The sequence below is a fragment of the Alteromonas sp. B31-7 genome (genome assembly GCF_015767655.1).
GTDB classification, from domain to species: domain Bacteria; phylum Pseudomonadota; class Gammaproteobacteria; order Enterobacterales; family Alteromonadaceae; genus Alteromonas; species Alteromonas australica.
In genome coordinates this window covers 3,625,544-3,643,773 of record NZ_CP065233.1, presented here as the reverse complement: position 1 = coordinate 3,643,773, position 18,230 = coordinate 3,625,544, and the positions used below count along the sequence as shown (strand labels likewise).

The following is an 18,230-nucleotide window of genomic DNA, read 5'->3' as shown; positions in this document are numbered from 1 at the left end:
GGTGCTCTCTTTGCAAAGGAGAATGACCATGCAGCAACATCAACGAAGAGACGTGCAAGACTGGCTCAATTTATTTGACCAACAAAAACAAAGCGGACTCACTGCGGTGGCGTTTTGTCGCCAGCAACAGATTAATGTTCAAACATACTACACTAGGCGTCGTGATATCAGGCTACAGCGAACAAATAGTAAGTTCGTTCAGGTTAAGCGTGAAGTCACTAAAGTTGAGTCATACACTGAGGAAATGGGTGGCGACCTCCTCCTGAAATTGGGAAACGCAGAACTTACCGTGCCAACCACTACTAACCCTCATTGGGTTGCCGCCGTGATGAAGGTATTGGCCGAATGAAGATGTTCGTTGAGCCTGCCGACATTTATTTATACATGGAAATCGTCGACTTCCGTAAATCAATTAACGGCTTACTTGTCGTGGTTGAGCAGGATATGAATCTCAACCCGTTCCGTGATGCATTGTTCGTCTTCTGCAATAAAAAGCGCGATAAGCTAAAAATACTCTATTGGGATAAAACGGGGTTCGCACTCTGGTACAAACGACTTGAGAAGCATCGGTTTAAATGGCCTGTCGATGAGAATTTACAGCAGATGCATGTGAGTGAGCAGCAGTTGCAATGGTTATTATCCGGCTTTGATGTGATTGGCCATCAGCCCTTAAATTACACTGCATCCGGCTTATAACCTGTGATCATAAGTAGCGATTAACGATCGCAAAATTGTCTTAATAATGTCGGGTAATCAGTATCTTATTGCATGATAATAAGGTCATGAATATTGATATCGAAAACTTACCCGACGACCCCGCGACACTGAAAAAGATGTTGTCGCAGGTTATGTCTCGCTATCTATATCTCGAAGAACAGTTTCGTATTGCCCAGCACAAGCAGTTCGGTAAAAGTACTGAAGGCCACCCTGGGCAAGGTGAGTTGTTTAATGAAGCGGAAGAACTGGTCGTTGAATCTGAAACCGCCGAAGAAACGATGAGCTACACCCGCAAAAAGGCGACACGTAAACCGCTGCCTAAAGACCTGCCTCGTGAAGTTATCGTTCACGATATTAGCGACGAAGAAAAAATCTGTGGCTGTTGTGCGGGCGAATTACATCGCATTGGTGAAGATAAGTCAGAGAAGCTTCAGTTTATCCCCGCTCAGGTAAAAGTGATTGAGCATGTTCGTCCTAAATATGCGTGCCGTACTTGTGAAAAAGACGGCATCAGCAATAAGGTGAAGCAAGCGCCAGTGCCTCACAGTGTTATCCCCAAAGGATATGCAACGCCAAGCTTGTTAAGTCAAATCATTACCAGCAAATATCAGTATGGGCTACCGCTTTATCGACAAGAAGCAATGTTTAAACAGCATGGTATCGAGCTAAGCCGTAAAACCATGGCTGATTGGATAGTCCGCTGCGCTGAGTTGTTTAAACCCCTTTATGACCACCTACATAAACACCTGCTGCAACAACCCGTTGTCGCGGCAGATGAAACCACGCTGAAGGTGGTTGAATCTGATAAAGCGACTAGCTATATGTGGCTGTACGCCAGTGGGGCTGACTCACCTGCGGGTAATATACCTGATACAGAAATACCTAATATTGTGCTGTACGACTATCACAATAGTCGCGCAGGGCAATGCGCGGTAGACTTCCTCAAAGGCTATAACGGCTACTTACAAGTGGATGGCTATCAAGGCTATGAGCAAACGCAAGCCACACTCATTGGCTGTTGGGCACATGCACGTCGTAAGTTCATGGAAGCCAAAAAAGGCGCAGGTAAAAAAGGCAGTGGCAAAGCGGATTGGGCACTCAACCATATCCAAAAACTCTACCGCATCGAAACACAGTTAAAAGATAAAACAGTGGAAGTGCGCTACCTCACCAGACAAGAGAAAAGCCTGCCGCTACTCAATCAGCTTCATGCATGGCTAATGAAATCAGTGCAACAGGTGTTACCGAAAACCAAATTAGGTGAAGCAATACAATACAGCTTAAATCAATGGGAAAAGCTAGCGCGCTACACACTCGACGGATTATTGAATATCGATAATAATCGCGCTGAGCGCGCGATTAAACCGTTTGTGATAGGCAGGAAGAATTGGCTCTTTAGCCAAACTGCCACAGGCGCAAACGCCAGTGCGGTTCTCTACAGCATTATCGAAACGGCAAAAGCCAACGACCTCAATGTGTTCGAGTATGTGATGACTTGCCTTGATGAGTTGAGCAAGCCAGAGCCGATTATCGAGCAACTACTACCATGGCAGTTTACTAACCGCTAGGTGGGATTACCGGACGGATACGAGAAATCAATAATTCAAAGTTTGACAAATATCAGCCTGAGGGAAATAAAGCGCTGAAATCCTCTCTTTCGACTCTAGATGTATTTGCTACGAAACTCACCGTGTGGTAATTCCCACAGAGCGCTAGTATCTCTAATTGCTGTTGAACATCCCATGTCTTTTGAAATTGTGCGTAGGTAGTTTCATGGACCTTTGAGTCATCGCAAATTTCGTCAACACATTTTAATAATAGTGATTGTCGTTTTGCCCAGACTGGGTCTGTGCTGCATCCTGTTTTAGTTTTAGCGACTTGCTCTTTAGACAAACCAGCAGCCTCTGAAAAAACGCTAACATGCAGTCCCCACTCGTATTCACAGTTGAGATTAGCCGTGACTCTCAAGATAACTAATTCTCTTTCATTTGCGCTTAGCGGGCTTCCCTCGTCGAGCAAATTAACTACTCCTTTCCCAGCTAAAAATCTAAGACTATTGGCGAATACTCTGAATAGCTTAAGAGTGTAACCATTCGGACCTTTAGGGTAGTTCATTAATATCGCTTCAACGTCTTTATTAAATGGTGACCGTATAGGGTTTAGTTTATGCATCATATCTACTCTCAATTTATGCTATCATTTTTGTAGCATAGCATTTGGCTACAAAATGTGTAGCAAAAAGTGAGTTTAAGAGTCATGAAAGAAGTAGGCAAATCCGCTAGAGGTTCCTCAACTGGAAAACCAATAATGGTTTTATTTGATGTTTTGGGTGAGCGATGGTCATTGAGAATACTATGGGAATTAAGTCAAACGAGATTAAACTTTAGAGGCCTTCAAGAAAAGTGCGGAAACATATCCCCAACAGTATTGAATAAACGCTTGAAGCAATTTCGAGCGCTAAATTTTATTGACCATAACAGTGAAGGTTATGGGTATACAGAGTTTGGTAAACAATTAAGCTGTCATTTGTTGGCCCTAGAGAGTTGGGCTAACCAATGGGCAAAAAATCAGGCTGAGGGGCAGAACGATTAGGAAGCCTTACGGTTCCTTCACGATTAATCAAAACGTATTAAAATTAGGAGTGGTTTTCATAGTTTATCAGACAAAAAGATCAAGTTTGGCGAATATGAAAAGTCTCCAATTCACAATAGATGTATAGCGTTATCCCTAATTGCAAAAGTTCTCGTCATTGGTTGATTGTTTTAAAATGTCACGAGCTGATGACTCTCTGTTCACCGATAAGCGCCAAGTTGTCGTATTAACGGAATTGTTCAAAGGTTTGCTCCTGGTGCTTTAACTAGAGCTCCGGCTGCATTAAAAACAAACAGTTTGTGTGACGGTATGTAAATTTTAATTTTCGTGTCAGGGCTATAATCATGAACGCCCGATAAGTTCATTAGTAAGTTTATGTTGCTACCAACTGTATGAATGAGGGTTTCTGAACCACTTATCTCTGCTATATTAACTCGCATCGATATTTCCAGGTCGTCATCACTTATTGGTACTAAGCTTACATGACTGGGCCTTATAGCTAAGATATAGTTATTAATCGGGAGTTGTTCTAGTATTCTTGTTTTCGGAAACCTTTGAACTTCGCCGATTACTAACTCATGTGAGGTAATTTCGCCTTGAAATATATTTAGGGGCGGATCAGATAGTATCTGCGCGGCTGTAAGATTTATTGGATTTCTGTATATCTCAGAAATATCGGAGGCTTGAAGTATTTCACCTTTGTGTAGAAGTATTGCTTTGCTTCCGAGTTGCAATGCTTCATTTGGCTCTGCCGTCGCGTAAACGCAAACGGTATTCTTTGAGCGAAAAAGCTGCTTGAGTTCATTTCTAAGCTCTTCCCTCAACTTGTAATCTAAATTAACTAGAGGCTCATATAAGCAAATTAGTTTCGCATCTTTAACAAGTGCTCGCGCTAGAGCGGTTCTTTGCTGTTGCCCTCCAGATATTTCATTCGGTAACCGATTGAGGCAAGATTCAATTCGAAGTTTTTTAGCGATATCGTATACGGCTTTTCGGATTTGTGTTTTGGGGATCTTGAGCACGCGTAATGGAGAGGCAATATTTTCATAAACCGTTAGGTGCGGGTAGTTTATGAACTCTTGATGGACCATTGCGGCATTTCGCTTTTGAGTAGGGACTTTCGACGCATCCTTTCCGTCAATGAGGATAGTGCCAGAGGTTGGTTTGATAATTCCCAAAAGTAACTTACAGATAGTGACCTTCCCGGCATCATCTGTTCTGTCACTTAAAAGTATCGTGAAACTACCAGACGGGAGATCCATCGAGATATTGTATACTGGCTCCGATGCATCTCCACTGTATGAAACGTTCTTAAATACTATCGACACTAACTACACAAGTTCTTTCAAAAATAAAAACTTGATATTAACTTAATCCGATCTTTTTGAACACCTCAGCGTTAATAACGATACTACATATGCTACTAGCTAACCTGCACTCTTTTGATTGACTTAACCCAACCATCATATAGGGAATCCCGATGCTCCTTAGACATTTCCGAAGAAAATCGTTTCTCGACTTGCCATTTCTCTGACAACGACTCCAGTGAATTGAAAACTCCTACGTGCAGTCCAGCGAGGAAAGCGGCTCCCAGAGCTGTAGTTTCAGTAACTAGTGGTCTATCAACTGATGCACCTAAAACATCAGCTAAAAACTGCATTGCCCAATTATTAGCTACCATTCCTCCGTCGACTCTAAGAACAGTAGGACGTACACCATCTTTTTCCATCGCTTTTTGAAGGTCTTTAGACTGATAACATACAGATTGTAGTCCTGCGGTTACGATTTCTTTGATTCCTGTATCTCGTGTTAACCCAAAAATTGCACCTCTCGCGTTAGGGTCCCAATATGGTGCTCCTAGGCCAGTAAACGCAGGTACCATATAAACACCATGTTCGAGAGATGTATCTTTGGCTAATGGCTCAGCATCCGCCGCTTTTTCAATGAGTTTCAATCCATCCCTTAACCATTGAATTGTAGCTCCTGCAACAAAAATACTGCCTTCAATTGCATAAGTAGGTTTGCCATCAAGCTGATAAGCAATAGTTGTTAATAATCGGTTTGACGACTTAAGTGCTGTGTCTCCTGTGTTTAACATCATAAAGCATCCCGTACCATATGTACTTTTCGCCATACCCTTATGGAAACAAGTTTGACCAAACAATGCTGCTTGTTGATCTCCAGCTATACCTGCGATTGGGATAGCACTGCCTAAGATACTCTCGCATGTGTGCCCAAAGGAGTCCGAGGAATTCATCACTTCAGGGAGGATACTCTCTGGGATCCCGAATAATTCGAGCAATTCCAAATCCCATTTCGAATCATGAATGTTGTACAGCATTGTACGCGAGGCGTTCGTCGCGTCGGTTTTGTGAGACTCTCCATTTGTTAACTTCCAAAGCAAAAATGTGTCAACAGTGCCGAATGCTAATTGACCGGCTTCTGCTTTCTCTCGCGCTCCATCGACGTTATCAAGAATCCATCTTATTTTAGTTGCTGAGAAGTAAGGATCAATAAGTAGTCCAGTCTTTGCGACTATAAAGTCCTCTAAGCCATCATTTTTCAGGTTTTCGCAATATTCGGTCGTTCTTCTGTCTTGCCATACAATTGCTCTGTAAATGGGGATTCCGGTTCGTCGGTCCCAGACAACTGTTGTCTCTCTTTGGTTTGTGATCCCTATGGCCTTAACGTTGCTAACGTCGGTACCTGACTCTTCAATTGCTAACGTTGTGGTCTCAAGGACCGACCCCCAAATATCTTCAGGGTCATGTTCGACCCATCCGTTGTCAGGAAAATGTTGCGGAATCTCCTTCTGTGCTGAGCCCAGAGATAGCCCATCACTGTTAAAGAGTATGGCTCGTGAACTTGTTGTACCTTGATCAATAGCTAAGATTATATCGGCCATGGAAACACCATTTAATTTCGTATTTATTCGATTATGTTCGATTGTGTTCTTTAATACACGGTAACTGTTCTTTACCGCAAATTTCAAGACTTTTTTATGATTGTTTAACAAACAATGATTCGACTATGATGCCCCTGAGTGATCCGATAACCTTTCGTGTTTTTGATACTCGATCCTTCGATTGTGTTGAACTGGCATCTGAAGGTTGCATGGTTTGATGCTATGCAAATACATTCCATCAGAAAAGAGTGTGATTCCTAACTATCTGTTATAAATAACTATTGCAGCAATTTAACTACACCATAAATGCGAAGTCCCACTGGTGGTCACACTGAACAGACATGGTCGCAGTCTGAGAAACCTCCTATATGAAACAAAACGAATAAGGGGAAACTCGTTTGTCTTATCTACTTTTTTCTAATTACCACTTATATTAAGAAAACGTTAAAATTTTCTTTATTGTTCGTTTGTGTTCGTATATATTCGTTTTAGATCAAAAATTATACGAGTGTTGATATGGCTAATAATGCAAACTTAAGTAGCGACTACGACATTTTTGTTGTTGGTGGTGGAGTCAATGGCGTCGGTATAGCACTTGATGCACAGGGGCGAGGCTTGAAAACGGGATTGTGCGAGATGAACGATTTGGCGTCAGCTACATCGTCCAATAGCTCGAAGCTGATCCATGGCGGACTCAGGTATCTAGAATACTACGAGTTCCGACTAGTCAGAGAAGCGCTTGCTGAGAGAGAAACACTCCTCAAGGTTGCACCACACATCATGTGGCCAATGCGTTTCCGATTACCACACCGGCCACATCTAAGACCTGCACTGTTAATCCGGATGGGACTATTTTTATACGACAACCTTGCCAAACGTGCAACATTGAAAGGCTCGAAGTCGATCAGCTTTAAACGGACCAACACTCTCCAGTCTCATCTGATTAAGGGGTTTGAGTATTCTGACGGCTGGGTAGACGATGCTCGACTTGTAGTATTAAATGCTCTCGCAGCAAAAGAGCGTGGCGCAGACATTTTCACACGAACAAAGTGTGTCGGTGCAAGACGAGATTCAAACCGTTGGGTAATTACGTTGAAAGACTCGATTACTTCCGCCACAACTGAAGTTACGGCGAAGGCAATTGTCAATGCAGCAGGTCCTTGGGTATCGAAATTTTTTGATGAGTCTTTAGAAGACAATGCACCCAAGCAAATTAGAATGGTCAAAGGGAGCCACATCGTTGTCCCTAAAATCCATGATGAGCCAGAGGCGTACATTTTACAAAATGAAGATGGTCGGATTGTGTTTGTTATTCCCTACGAGCAGAATTTTTCGCTCATTGGAACAACTGATGTAGAGCACAAAGGGGATCCCAGTGACGCGTCGATTTCCAAAGAAGAGATAGATTACCTAGTTCACGTCACCAATGAACATTTTACCTCTCAAATTACTCCAAAGGATATTATACATTCATACTCGGGCGTTCGACCACTCTTGGACGATGAAGCAGAAAATCCAGATGCAGTCACCAGAGATTACACTTTTGAATATGATGCAAGCGATTCGAGAGCACCACTGTTGTCAATTTTTGGCGGGAAAATAACAACATATAGAAAACTAGCACAAGCAGCGGTAGACAAGCTATGTGAAGAATTTCCTGAAGCTACACGCTGTAAGACCGCAAGTGAACCGCTTCCTGGTGGTAATTTTCAGGACCAAGCGATGCTACTCGACCAATTTGTTCTCTCATATCCATTCATCGACACATCTGTACTTGAACGGTATGTTCGCACATATGGCACGAGAGCTACTTTGTTCTTGAAAGGAGTAGCTGACACCAGCGACTTAGGACAAAATTTCGGTCACGGGCTGTTTGAGGTTGAAGTGAATTATCTGATCGAAAAAGAATGGGCGCTGACTATAGATGACATCATTTGGAGGCGCACAAAGCTTGGTTTAGTGCTAAGTGATTCCCAAGTAGCGTCGTTAGAGTCATTCCTTGAATCTGTTCATAAGGCTACAGAAAAAACGAAAACAGCCTAGGGTTCTCCAATCGTGAAAGAAAAAAAAGAAAATGTCGGATTAGTTGAACGGCTCGAGCAGTTAGAAACATGTCCTGAGTTAACACTCCTTGTTTACAGCATAATGAAAGGATGCCAACGCATAGCTGGTTTGGCTAGTTGTCCACACGCTGAAGACATCATTGGAGATGTCGGCGAGGTGAACATTCAAGGCGAAGCTCAAAAGAAGCTTGATGTACTGAGCAATCAAATTCTCAAAGATGCTATTTCAAAATCAGGTGTTGTGAGGGCGCTCGCGTCAGAAGAAGAGGAGTCTGTTGTTGAGTGTACTGATGGGGCTGCCTATTTAGTGAGTTTTGACCCGCTTGATGGTTCCTCTAACATCGACGTAAACGGTTCGATAGGTACAATTTTCTCAATTACGTCTGTGGAAAAAAGTAGCGTGCTGAATGAGTCAAGTTTCCTGAGGAGTGGTAGAGCGATTGTCTCAGCGGGTTATGTACTCTATGGGGCTTCTGCAGTTGCAGCAATCTCTGTAGGAAAAGGTACTGATTTGTACTCATTGAACAAGCAAGAAAACACTTTTGTATTAAGTCACCCCTGCATCCAAATTCCGCCCTGCTCTAATGAAGTAGCGTTGAACATGATGAACCAGAGATTATGGGACGATGGATTTAAAGCATATGTATCAGATTTGCTACAAGGAGCCGATGGTCCCAGGCAGGTTGACTTTAAAATGAGATGGTTTGCATCAATGGTCGGAGATTTACATCGAATATTTGTAAGAGGCGGATGTTTTGCTTATCCGAGATTGAAGTCCTCTCATGGTTGGAAGTCTAAGTTGAGAATTTTATATGAAGCAGCTCCGATGGCATTTTTGATCGAGCAGGCGGGAGGGGAAGCAACAAACGGCTTTGAATCTATTCTCGATATTGTGCCGGGTAATATACATCAAAGAGACGCAGTAATAGTCGGTTCCAGTGAAGAGGTAAAAATCTGTTCATCATATATTCAAGGCTTATGTTAATGGGCTTACGAACGTCGTTCTATTTCCAGCTTGTTGTACTCTCGTTCAGAAGGGAAGAGGACTTATTATGAGATTGCTTGATGCGAAGTTGTCCGAAGACGGGTGCTCAACAGAGTTGCTAAGCGTTATAAAAACCGTCTTAGCTGGCTGCAAAAAGATTTCTAACATACTATCGTCTGGTGATTTTAGTTATATACCGCTGGATTCATTTGGTGTTCAACAAGTTAATGAAAAAGAACCCCTCAATACAATCTCAAATAACATTCTCAAAGATCTACTCGTCGACCTTTGTGTCGTGAAAGCTGTAGCCTCCAAAGAAGAAGAGCAAATACTATCGATAAATGAGGAGGGTAAGTTTCTCGTTAGTTTCGACCCACTTGACGGATACTCGAATGTAGAAGTTAATGGACCCGTCGGTACTATTTTTTCCATCACGTCATCCACAGACTGGTTATCTTCTTTCAACGAACAACAATTCAATAAGCCTGGAGAGCTAATACGGGCCGCAGGCTTTGTGCTATATGGTCCAGCTACATCGCTAGTCTTGACAACGGGAACAGGTACTCACATCTATACGTTCTCTAGAGAGTTCGGAGACTTTGTCCTTTGGAGAGAGAACATCGCTATACCAAAAGATTCGCGAGAGTTTTCTGTAAATCTTGCTAGACAAAGATACTGGCCTGAAAATGTAAAAAAGTACGTTAAGCATTTCACTGACGGGCGTTATGGTGTTGGCAGAAAGGACTACAGTCTCCGATATGTAGGCTCTTTTGTAGGAGAGGTGTATAGAATTTTGTGTCGTGGTGGTGTGTTTCTGTATCCTCAAGAAGGAACACGAAGGCAGTACTTAGGGAACGGGAAATTGAAGTTATTGTACAAGGTGATGCCAATGGCGTTCATTGCTGAGCAAGCCAATGGTTTGGCTTATGCCGATCAAATGAGGGTACTAGACATCGTACCAAACTCTGTAAAACAGCGAGCTCCACTCATAATAGGGTCTAAAAATGAAGTAGAGCGCTATTTCAAAAATGAAAAACAAGGAAAAAGTAATGCGCAAGAATAAACTCATAGTTGCAAATTGGAAAGTAAACGGTTCTACCTCGCTGTGCGAAGAATATAAAATACTATGTGATTGGCAGGGCCAAGCGACCCTGGTGGTGTGTCCGCCATATCCCTACTTAAGCCAATTTAATCCGCATAAGGCTCATATTGGCACTCAAAATGTTAGCATTTATCAATCAGGATCTCATACTTCTCATGTTTCTGTGAATATGTTGAAAGAATTTGGTTGTGAATACGCAATTATCGGTCATTCAGAGGTACGAGAAACGTTTGGGGACAGTGATGTTATCATCAGAGCAAAGGCAAGATTACTACTAAATGAGATGATCACTCCAATTATTTGTGTTGGTGAGGATGAATCAGTTAGAAACAACGGTCAGCACTTTAGTTTTGTGAAGAGCCAGTTGAAACAGGGACTGCCTTACCTAGAGTTTGGAGAGAACGTTCGGGATATTGTAATAGCATATGAACCAATTTGGGCAATTGGTTCGGGTAAAACTGCAACATTGGCGCAAATTGAGGAGATGGCAAAAGAGATACACACGATTGTAGGTAATTTCTATCAACACTTTAGCCAACTCCGTATAACAGTACTCTATGGTGGAAGCGTTAAACCGGACAATGCAAAAGAGATATTAGGTCTACCTAGCGTTGACGGCCTCCTTATCGGAGGGGCGTCATTGGTGCCGAAAAATATGGAACAAATTTTATCATTTTGCTGATTTTACGAATGACAACGTATGGAAAGCTTAGGTGCCAGATTAATCTGACTTTTTTGTTACATAATAGTGCGTGGACTTCAATTAAGAAACTATTCGTAGTCAGAGCATAGTTTACTGCGTTTGCAGAAACAGCGTGCTACTTGAGAGCTATGGAGTTTGATGATGACCTTCGCTTGTTAATTAGAGCACACACAGTTTTATGCCCTCTCTGCCTGGGGAAATATAAATTCAAAGTGGTGTTTTCTGGTTTCAAACTTTGATCAGAGGCCGGTGAATGTCTACAAATACCGGAATTTGTTGTAAGGTTTTTTCTAGTTTGCAGCTGTTGTGCGTTATTGCGGTTGATGATTTTGTGCTTGTTCTTTATCAGAATATTGGATTTTGATATCTGAATATGCTTTCAACTCTATGAGAGACCTATTTCTCTGAGTCTTTTATACAGAGTATTTCTACTTATCCCGAGAGCTGCTGCAGTTTTAGACTTATTCCCATTGAACCTTGTGTAAACTGAAATTAGCTCGTCTTTGTCGTTGGATTTTTTTCGAGCTGCTATTTCACTTGGGTTTTCAGATGTTACATTTATGGAGGCAACAGGTATCGTTTGTTCGTCATTTTTATTCACATCTTGCAAAAAGTCCTCAGGTAAGTGCCATTCTTGTATTGGCTCATTATCAGCCATTGCTTGAGCTATTTGAAGCACGCTTATTAATTGTCTGACGTTGCCCGGCCACGGGTGATTATTGAAGAGATTGAGTATTTTATCTGAAAGTGGAAAAACCAATTCACTCCCATGTTGCAGCGCATTCACTTGTTGAAATAATTGTCTTCTGTCTCTCCGTTCTCGAAGCGGAGGAAGATGGATATTAAGACCGCTCACTCTGTAAAAAAGATCCTGCCGGAAATTGCCATTATCAATTTCCTTTTTCAAATCTCTATTCGTCGCAGAAACTAGTTTTATGTCTACCTCATAGGATTCTGTTGAGCCAAGCGGCGTTACAGTTCTTTCTTGCAATACTCTTAGTAACCGCCCTTGAACATTTAGCGGCATTTCTCCAATTTCATCGAGAAAAAGTGTCCCACCATTTGCCTTTCTTATCAGACCAATCGAGCCCTTAACGTTGGCGCCGGTGAATGCCCCTTTTTCGTATCCGAAAAGCTCGGATTCAACGAGATCGTTTGGAATTGCAGCGCAATTCACTGCAACAAGTGGGAACTGTTGCCTAACACTATAGTTATGTAAACACTGAACAAAAACTTCCTTTCCAACTCCGGTTTCTCCATGTACGAGTATTGGTAAGGCTTTGTTGACAATTCGTTTTGCTTGGCTTATCTGCTTATCAACGAAGGGATCGCCAAATGAAAAGGTATCAAGGGTTACCCTGTTGTTTTTATTATCGCTTTGACTGTCATTGCTTACATCACTTTCGGTGCGTACGGAAAAATTAATTTCTTCTCGTTTTGATTTATTACGAAGATTTAGTTTAATGACTGGTCGCTTGAGCTGACCATACATTTTATATTTACCGACTGCGGTAACCTCGAAGATTATACCCTCGGGTTGATTTCTTAAATCTCTGATGGTTACGTTCAATATATCTTCGATGTGTACTTTCAACAACTCAAATTTGAGTAGTGTTTCCGCGCGATTATTTGCTGCTACTACTCTCCCAATGTCGTCGAATATTATTAATCCAGACCACTGACTATCGACATTTTCAGCATTTGTATTGAAGGTGAAAATATAGTGGTTCTGGTTGTGCTGATTGAACAGCAGTCTATTTTCAATTCCTTGAGACATCAATTTGACAAGCCCGAGGGTGTGAGCTTGCGGTAAGTAGGAGTCACTTGTGATATCGAGCATACCAATGAGCTGTCGGTTTGCATCATAAATTGGTGCTGCAGAACCAACCATAAACCTATTTATCTTAAAATAGTGTTCGTCTCGCTGTACCTGAATGGCCTTACCAGTGACTAATGAGGTTCCGATAGCATTTGTACCGATAAACTTCTCATTCCAGTCTACGCCTGCTTCGAAGAAGGGTTTGTGCTTGTTAGGCAAAAATCTTTTATCTCCCCAACTATTTAGCGCGAAACCGTTATTATCGGTTAGTATTATTAGGCAGTTTGCATTTGATAGGATGTTTTGGTAATAAGGAAGCACTTCTGAATTCGTTGTTACAACTAACTCTCTATATATCTGGCTCAGATCTTTTATCTCACTTAAAGGAAGCGACTCTAGTATAGGCTCTTCGCTTTGCGTAAGACCGTGTTCTGCACACCGACGCCATGACTCTTTGATTATTTTTTCGCTTTGCATGCTATTGTGCTTCTTACATCTAACTACAACTCAGACCTTGCTTCTCATCACATCGGTGTTAACAAACTTAACATTCAACACTGATGTATCGCCTCAAATTCGTATCTGAATTCTTGATACGCTCATCACTCAATAATATCTGTTAACTGTTACAAAGGCTACTTTTTGTTCATATATAACGGGTGATGTATTTTTTGATATTAAAATCAATAGCTTATTCTATTTCTTGAAATGGTTAATTGACAGTCTTAATAATTGTTGTTCAATTTGATGACACTAAGGTTGTTCAATATTGAACAAAAAAATGAACAATGAACAATAACATTTCGTTTACTTTTGAACACACTTACACAAAATGATTGTAAACTGGATGTGTCGCTCAGTTTGGTGCTAAATAAAATAAATTCATAAATATCAATGCTATATGATTTGCCAAAAGTGTTCATGATAGAAATGTTAAAAACTTGGCCTACTATCTGCAAAAGTCTTCACAGTTTATTTAAATTAGAACCGCACCATAGGGGGGATAATGTCATTAGAATTAAAAAACGTTAGCCACGTCGTAGGGGCTGAAACGTATCTAGATGATATAAGCGTAACGCTCAACCAAGGCTCGTTTAATGTGCTGCTTGGTAGAACGCTAGCTGGGAAAACTACGTTGATGAGAATCATGGCGGGTATAGAGGCTCCCACAAGCGGCTTAATAGTGATGGACGGTGTGGATGTGACGGGAGTACCTGTTCAACAACGCAACATTTCAATGGTTTATCAACAGTTCATTAATTACCCAAATCTAACAGTGTTTGAGAACATCGCGTCGCCGTTAAGGTTAGCGAAAATCAAAGAGAGTGAGATTACAAGAAGGGTAAAAGAGACCGCTGACATTCTTCAAATTTCACAGTTCCTTAATCGATTTCCGTTAGAGCTATCTGGAGGTCAGCAACAAAGGACTTCAATGGCTCGTGCGTTAGTCAAAGACGCGAGTTTGATTCTGTTTGATGAGCCACTCGTTAACCTCGATTACAAACTTCGTGAAGAACTCAGAGCTGAGTTACGAACGATTTTCAAAGAGCGAAATTGTATAGCTGTTTATGCAACAACAGAGGCTAACGAAGCTCTGGCGCTTGGCGGTGAAACAACGCTTCTCCACGAGGGTAAGCTATTACAGAATGGAAAGTCTCAGAGCGTTTATAAGTTTCCAGAGCGGATTGAGTCTGCAAAACTATTCAGTGAGCCTCCCATGAATCTTGTGCCTGGTTCATTGACAGAAAATGAAATTAGTTTTGACGGTAGCGTTCACTTTCCTATTGATGATTCCATGAAGGTATTACCTAAAAAAGACTATGTCTTTGGTATCCGTCCCAATCATCTAAGTTTGTCACCAGTTAGTGATAAGGATATTGAATTATCCATGATTGTTGAGCTTGCTGAAATCAGTGGCTCCGAAACGTTTATCCACGTATACAAAGACGGCTTTTCGCTAGTGTTGCAGCTAGAGGGTGTTGTTGATTTGCATATCAATAGTCAAATAAGTGTCTATCTGCCACCAAACAAGCTTTTTGTCTTCGATAAAAATGGAAAAACAGTTAAGTTTCCCAGCGCGGAAGTGGAGGTATAAACGTGGCTGAAATACATCTTAAATCTCTTGCTCATAGCTACAGTAAGAACCCAACAAACTCATCTCACTATGCTATCAGGGAGATGGATCATATTTGGGAAGACGGCGGCGCTTATGCACTGCTAGGCCCGTCAGGTTGTGGAAAAAGTACACTGCTCAATATTATCTCAGGCCTCCTTTCTCCTTCAGAAGGGCAAGTTCTTTTTGACGGAGTGGAGGTTAACAATATTCCGCCAGAAGATAGGAACATTGCTCAGGTCTTCCAATTTCCTGTGATATACGATTCGATGACCGTATTCGACAATTTGGCTTTCCCACTTAGAAACATGAAGGTACCCGAAGTTAGAGTAAACACAAGGGTTAACGAAATTGCTGAGGTGCTTGAGTTAAACGATTTATTGTCCAAGAGAGCTAAGAATCTTACGGCTGATGAGAAGCAGAAAGTATCGATGGGGCGCGGGCTTGTAAGAAGTGATGTATCAGCAATCCTTTTCGATGAGCCGCTAACTGTTATAGATCCGCATCTAAAGTGGAAGTTGCGTAGAAAGCTAAAGCAAATCCATGAGCAATTCAATATTACCATGGTGTACGTGACGCATGACCAACTAGAGGCGTCTACTTTTGCAGATAAAATAGCGGTTATGTATGGTGGTCAGATCGTCCAGTTCGGTACACCGCGAGAGTTGTTTGAGCGTCCAAATCATGCATTTGTCGGGTATTTTATTGGTAGCCCGGGTATGAACTTGGTCGAGGTAGAGCGATGGGAAGGCGGTGTTGTTTTTAACTCTACGCGAGTTCCCTTGGACGATTCTATAAATGCAATCCTTAACGAGTCCACGTCCACTAATATCAAAATCGGCATTCGCCCCGAATTTGTACATGTTTGGGAAGAACCTACTGACGGCGCGTTCGAGTGCAACCTCAAGGTAGTTGAGGACCTAGGCACGTACAAAATTTTAACCATCGAACTTGATGGTGTTGAATTCAAGGCGCGAATCGAGGAAGACGCTCCCGTGCCAGCTCAAAAAGTTTACATTAGTTTCCCAGAGCAATGGTTGAAAGTGTATTTAGATGAGTATCTTGTGGATCCAAACTTTGAGGCATTGGAGGGCTCACAGTAATGAATAAAGTTCAAAATAATAAAGCGTGGTTGCTTGTTTTACCGGTCTTTGTGCTGGTCGCTTTTTCAGCGATCATACCGATAATGACGGTTGTTAACTACTCTGTGCAGGATATCTTTGATCAGAACAACGCTTATTTTGTAGGTGCTGAGTGGTATCGAGAAATGTTGAGCAGTCCAAGATTGTTAGATTCTTTGTTGCGTCAATTTGGATTCTCTTTTGCTGTTTTGGCAATACAAATCCCACTTGGGATCGGTGTTGCTTTGATGATGCCATCCAAAGGGCGTATGGCTGCTGTTTGGTTAATTATCGTAGCAATCCCGCTACTTATCCCTTGGAACGTTGTGGGAACTATTTGGCAAGTATTTAGCAGAGAGGACATAGGTTTGTTCGGCTGGTCAGTCAATGCTATCGGTATCGACTACAATTACGCGTCTAGTCCTTTCGCTGCGTGGTTCACTGTGGTCTTGATGGATGTATGGCATTGGACTTCTTTGATAGCGCTCCTTTGCTACTCTGGACTCAGAGCCATTCCGGAAGCCTTCTATCAAGCAGCGAGAATTGATAGAGCCTCTCGTTGGGCAATATTCCGATACGTACAGCTACCAAGATTAAGAAGCGTTTTGATCATCGGCGTACTTTTACGATTCATGGATAGTTTCATGATTTACACAGAGCCGTTTGTTCTAACGGGCGGTGGTCCAGGAAACTCAACAACGTTCTTAAGTCAGGAGCTAACAAAGATGGCGATCGGGCAGTTTGACCTGGGACCAGCTGCTGCGTTCTCACTCATCTACTATCTGATTGTGCTTTTAGTCTGCTATTTGTTTTTCACAATCATTACACATCAAGACAAAGTTAAATAGGGAAGGCCGATGGAAGACAACAAATATAAGAAGTTTGGTATATCAGCTTTCGGTGTGTTTCTTTTCTTACCGATATACTGGTTAATCAATATGTCATTCAAGACAAATGAAGAAATATTGGGGGGGCTAACGTTATGGCCGCACAACTTTACGTTTGACAATTACATTCAAATCTTTAGTGACCCGTCGTGGTACATGGGTTATGTAAATTCAATTGTGTATGTATGTATTAACTTGGCTATAACGCTTGCTCTGGCACTACCTGCTGCATATGCATTTAGTCGTTATAAATTTATAGGTGACAAGCATCTGTTCTTTTGGCTACTCAGTAACAGAATGGCGCCTCCGGCAGTATTCTTGTTACCTTTTTTCCAGCTATATAGCTCAGTGGGTCTGTTTGATACACACATAGCCGTTGCACTGGCACATTGTTTATTTTCTGTACCTTTAGCCGTTTGGATCCTAGAAGGGTTTATGTCTGGGGTACCAAAAGAGGTTGATGAGATTGCATATATTGATGGTTACAGCTTTCCGAAGTTCTTTGTGAAAATTTTCCTACCAATGATTCGGTCGGGTATCGGTGTTACTGCATTCTTTTGTTTTATGTTCTCGTGGGTTGAGCTATTGCTCGCTAGAACGCTAACTTCTGTTGAGGCGAAACCAATTGCAGCCATTATGACTCGGACGGTTGGTGCTGCTGGTATTGACTGGGGGCTTTTAGCTGCCGCTGGTGTACTAACAATAATCCCAGGCGTCGTAGTCGTTTGGTTCGTAAGAAACCATGTTGCGAAGGGTTTCGCACTGGGTAGAGTTTAGGTCGTCAGGTTGGAGAATAAATTATGAATTGGATGGCGTGGACACCATTAACTGTAGCTTTCTTTTGCGTCATTGCGATGATACTTATCGGGATGACTATTTTTGAAGTAAAGAGGCCGTGTAAGGAAAGAAAAGGCTTTCTACCCATAGAGACAACGCGCGGTGACCGTTTGTTCATAGGGCTTTTGGCTAGCGGTTACATACACCTAGCGTTTATCGCATTTACACAACTATCACTATACATTGCGCTCGCGTTGTCTGTGGTGTGGTTAGTGTCCGTATTGAGGTGGGGATAAAAAGTGAATTTAGGAGCACTGGCCAATCTAAATTGGGAAAAGAGCAGCCAGTGCACCTAAAAACCTGCGTAAGCGCAGGAAGCGACGTGTCGATGTGACTCGACACCAACTGCTGTAAAATTCACACAGTATGCTACTGGACGGAGTTTA

At 42.0% G+C, this 18,230-nt stretch carries 17 protein-coding genes; 13 read left to right on the top strand and 4 right to left on the bottom strand.

Going from position 1 to position 18,230, the window contains the following annotated elements; translation table 11 throughout:
* Positions 1 to 28 precede the first annotated feature (28 nt).
* From tnpA to tnpC, 3 genes are all read left to right on the top strand, one after another.
* On the top strand, positions 29 to 349 hold the full coding sequence (tnpA, locus tag IUA53_RS15880) for an IS66 family insertion sequence element accessory protein TnpA (RefSeq protein ID WP_014979025.1): 321 nt from the start codon (positions 29 to 31) through the stop codon (positions 347 to 349).
* Positions 346 to 696 (top strand): IS66 family insertion sequence element accessory protein TnpB, encoded by a 351-nt coding sequence (gene tnpB / locus IUA53_RS15875; protein ID WP_014979024.1) that lies wholly within the window; start codon positions 346 to 348, stop codon positions 694 to 696. Before tnpA ends, tnpB begins: the two co-directional genes overlap by 4 nt.
* An 86-nt stretch (positions 697 to 782) precedes the next feature.
* The gene (tnpC, locus tag IUA53_RS15870) at positions 783 to 2,285 is read left to right on the top strand and encodes an IS66 family transposase (RefSeq protein ID WP_014979023.1); all 1,503 of its coding nucleotides are present in this window, start codon (positions 783 to 785) and stop codon (positions 2,283 to 2,285) included.
* A gap of 52 nt (positions 2,286 to 2,337) precedes the next feature.
* Here the strand turns inward: tnpC and IUA53_RS15865 are convergent, their stop codons facing one another.
* A complete protein-coding gene (locus IUA53_RS15865; protein WP_052806713.1) occupies positions 2,338 to 2,892 on the bottom strand; it encodes a carboxymuconolactone decarboxylase family protein in 555 nt (184 codons plus the stop codon).
* An 81-nt stretch (positions 2,893 to 2,973) separates the two neighbouring features.
* Here IUA53_RS15865 and IUA53_RS15860 point away from each other — a divergent pair, with 81 nt between their 5' ends.
* Entirely contained in the window at positions 2,974 to 3,309 is a 336-nt protein-coding gene (locus IUA53_RS15860) for a winged helix-turn-helix transcriptional regulator (RefSeq protein WP_024016891.1), read from the top strand.
* A 239-nt stretch (positions 3,310 to 3,548) separates the two neighbouring features.
* Here IUA53_RS15860 and IUA53_RS15855 read toward each other — a convergent pair whose 3' ends face one another.
* Both IUA53_RS15855 and glpK read right to left on the bottom strand, forming a co-directional pair.
* Entirely contained in the window at positions 3,549 to 4,571 is a 1,023-nt protein-coding gene (locus IUA53_RS15855) for an ABC transporter ATP-binding protein (protein ID WP_024016890.1), read from the bottom strand.
* Positions 4,572 to 4,732: 161 nt separating this feature from the next.
* Positions 4,733 to 6,214: a glycerol kinase GlpK gene (gene glpK, locus IUA53_RS15850; protein ID WP_044448521.1), complete on the bottom strand. Its 1,482-nt coding sequence runs from the start codon at positions 6,212 to 6,214 to the stop codon at positions 4,733 to 4,735.
* Between the two features lie 516 nt (positions 6,215 to 6,730).
* Here glpK and glpD point away from each other — a divergent pair.
* The 4 genes from glpD (at position 6,731) to tpiA (ending at position 11,046) form a co-directional block, all read left to right on the top strand.
* The gene (gene glpD, locus IUA53_RS15845; protein ID WP_024016888.1) at positions 6,731 to 8,257 is read left to right on the top strand and encodes a glycerol-3-phosphate dehydrogenase; all 1,527 of its coding nucleotides are present in this window, start codon (positions 6,731 to 6,733) and stop codon (positions 8,255 to 8,257) included.
* A 12-nt stretch (positions 8,258 to 8,269) separates the two neighbouring features.
* Positions 8,270 to 9,262: a class 1 fructose-bisphosphatase gene (locus IUA53_RS15840; RefSeq protein WP_024016887.1), complete on the top strand. Its 993-nt coding sequence runs from the start codon at positions 8,270 to 8,272 to the stop codon at positions 9,260 to 9,262.
* Positions 9,263 to 9,329: 67 nt separating this feature from the next.
* Complete coding sequence (locus IUA53_RS15835; protein WP_024016886.1) at positions 9,330 to 10,325, top strand: class 1 fructose-bisphosphatase; 996 nt, start codon at positions 9,330 to 9,332, stop codon at positions 10,323 to 10,325.
* Complete coding sequence (gene tpiA, locus IUA53_RS15830; RefSeq protein ID WP_024016885.1) at positions 10,312 to 11,046, top strand: triose-phosphate isomerase; 735 nt, start codon at positions 10,312 to 10,314, stop codon at positions 11,044 to 11,046. The genes IUA53_RS15835 and tpiA overlap by 14 nt, the downstream gene beginning before the upstream one ends.
* A 406-nt stretch (positions 11,047 to 11,452) precedes the next feature.
* Here tpiA and IUA53_RS15825 read toward each other — a convergent pair whose 3' ends face one another.
* Positions 11,453 to 13,363: a sigma-54-dependent Fis family transcriptional regulator gene (locus IUA53_RS15825; RefSeq protein WP_044448516.1), complete on the bottom strand. Its 1,911-nt coding sequence runs from the start codon at positions 13,361 to 13,363 to the stop codon at positions 11,453 to 11,455.
* 529 nt (positions 13,364 to 13,892) lie between these two features.
* Here IUA53_RS15825 and IUA53_RS15820 point away from each other — a divergent pair.
* The 5 genes from IUA53_RS15820 to IUA53_RS15800 are packed head-to-tail and all read left to right on the top strand — an operon-like array spanning position 13,893 to position 18,080.
* Positions 13,893 to 14,981, top strand: a complete 1,089-nt coding sequence (locus IUA53_RS15820; protein ID WP_044448514.1) for an ABC transporter ATP-binding protein — start codon at positions 13,893 to 13,895, stop codon at positions 14,979 to 14,981.
* Positions 14,982 to 14,983: 2 nt separating this feature from the next.
* Complete coding sequence (locus IUA53_RS15815) at positions 14,984 to 16,102, top strand: ABC transporter ATP-binding protein (RefSeq protein WP_044448512.1); 1,119 nt, start codon at positions 14,984 to 14,986, stop codon at positions 16,100 to 16,102.
* Positions 16,102 to 16,968: a carbohydrate ABC transporter permease gene (locus tag IUA53_RS15810; protein WP_044448510.1), complete on the top strand. Its 867-nt coding sequence runs from the start codon at positions 16,102 to 16,104 to the stop codon at positions 16,966 to 16,968. The genes IUA53_RS15815 and IUA53_RS15810 overlap by 1 nt, the downstream gene beginning before the upstream one ends.
* Before the next feature lie 9 nt (positions 16,969 to 16,977).
* On the top strand, positions 16,978 to 17,784 hold the full coding sequence (locus IUA53_RS15805; protein WP_044448508.1) for a carbohydrate ABC transporter permease: 807 nt from the start codon (positions 16,978 to 16,980) through the stop codon (positions 17,782 to 17,784).
* Positions 17,785 to 17,807: 23 nt separating this feature from the next.
* A complete protein-coding gene (locus tag IUA53_RS15800; RefSeq protein WP_044448506.1) occupies positions 17,808 to 18,080 on the top strand; it encodes a DUF2160 domain-containing protein in 273 nt (90 codons plus the stop codon).
* Positions 18,081 to 18,230 lie beyond the last annotated feature (150 nt).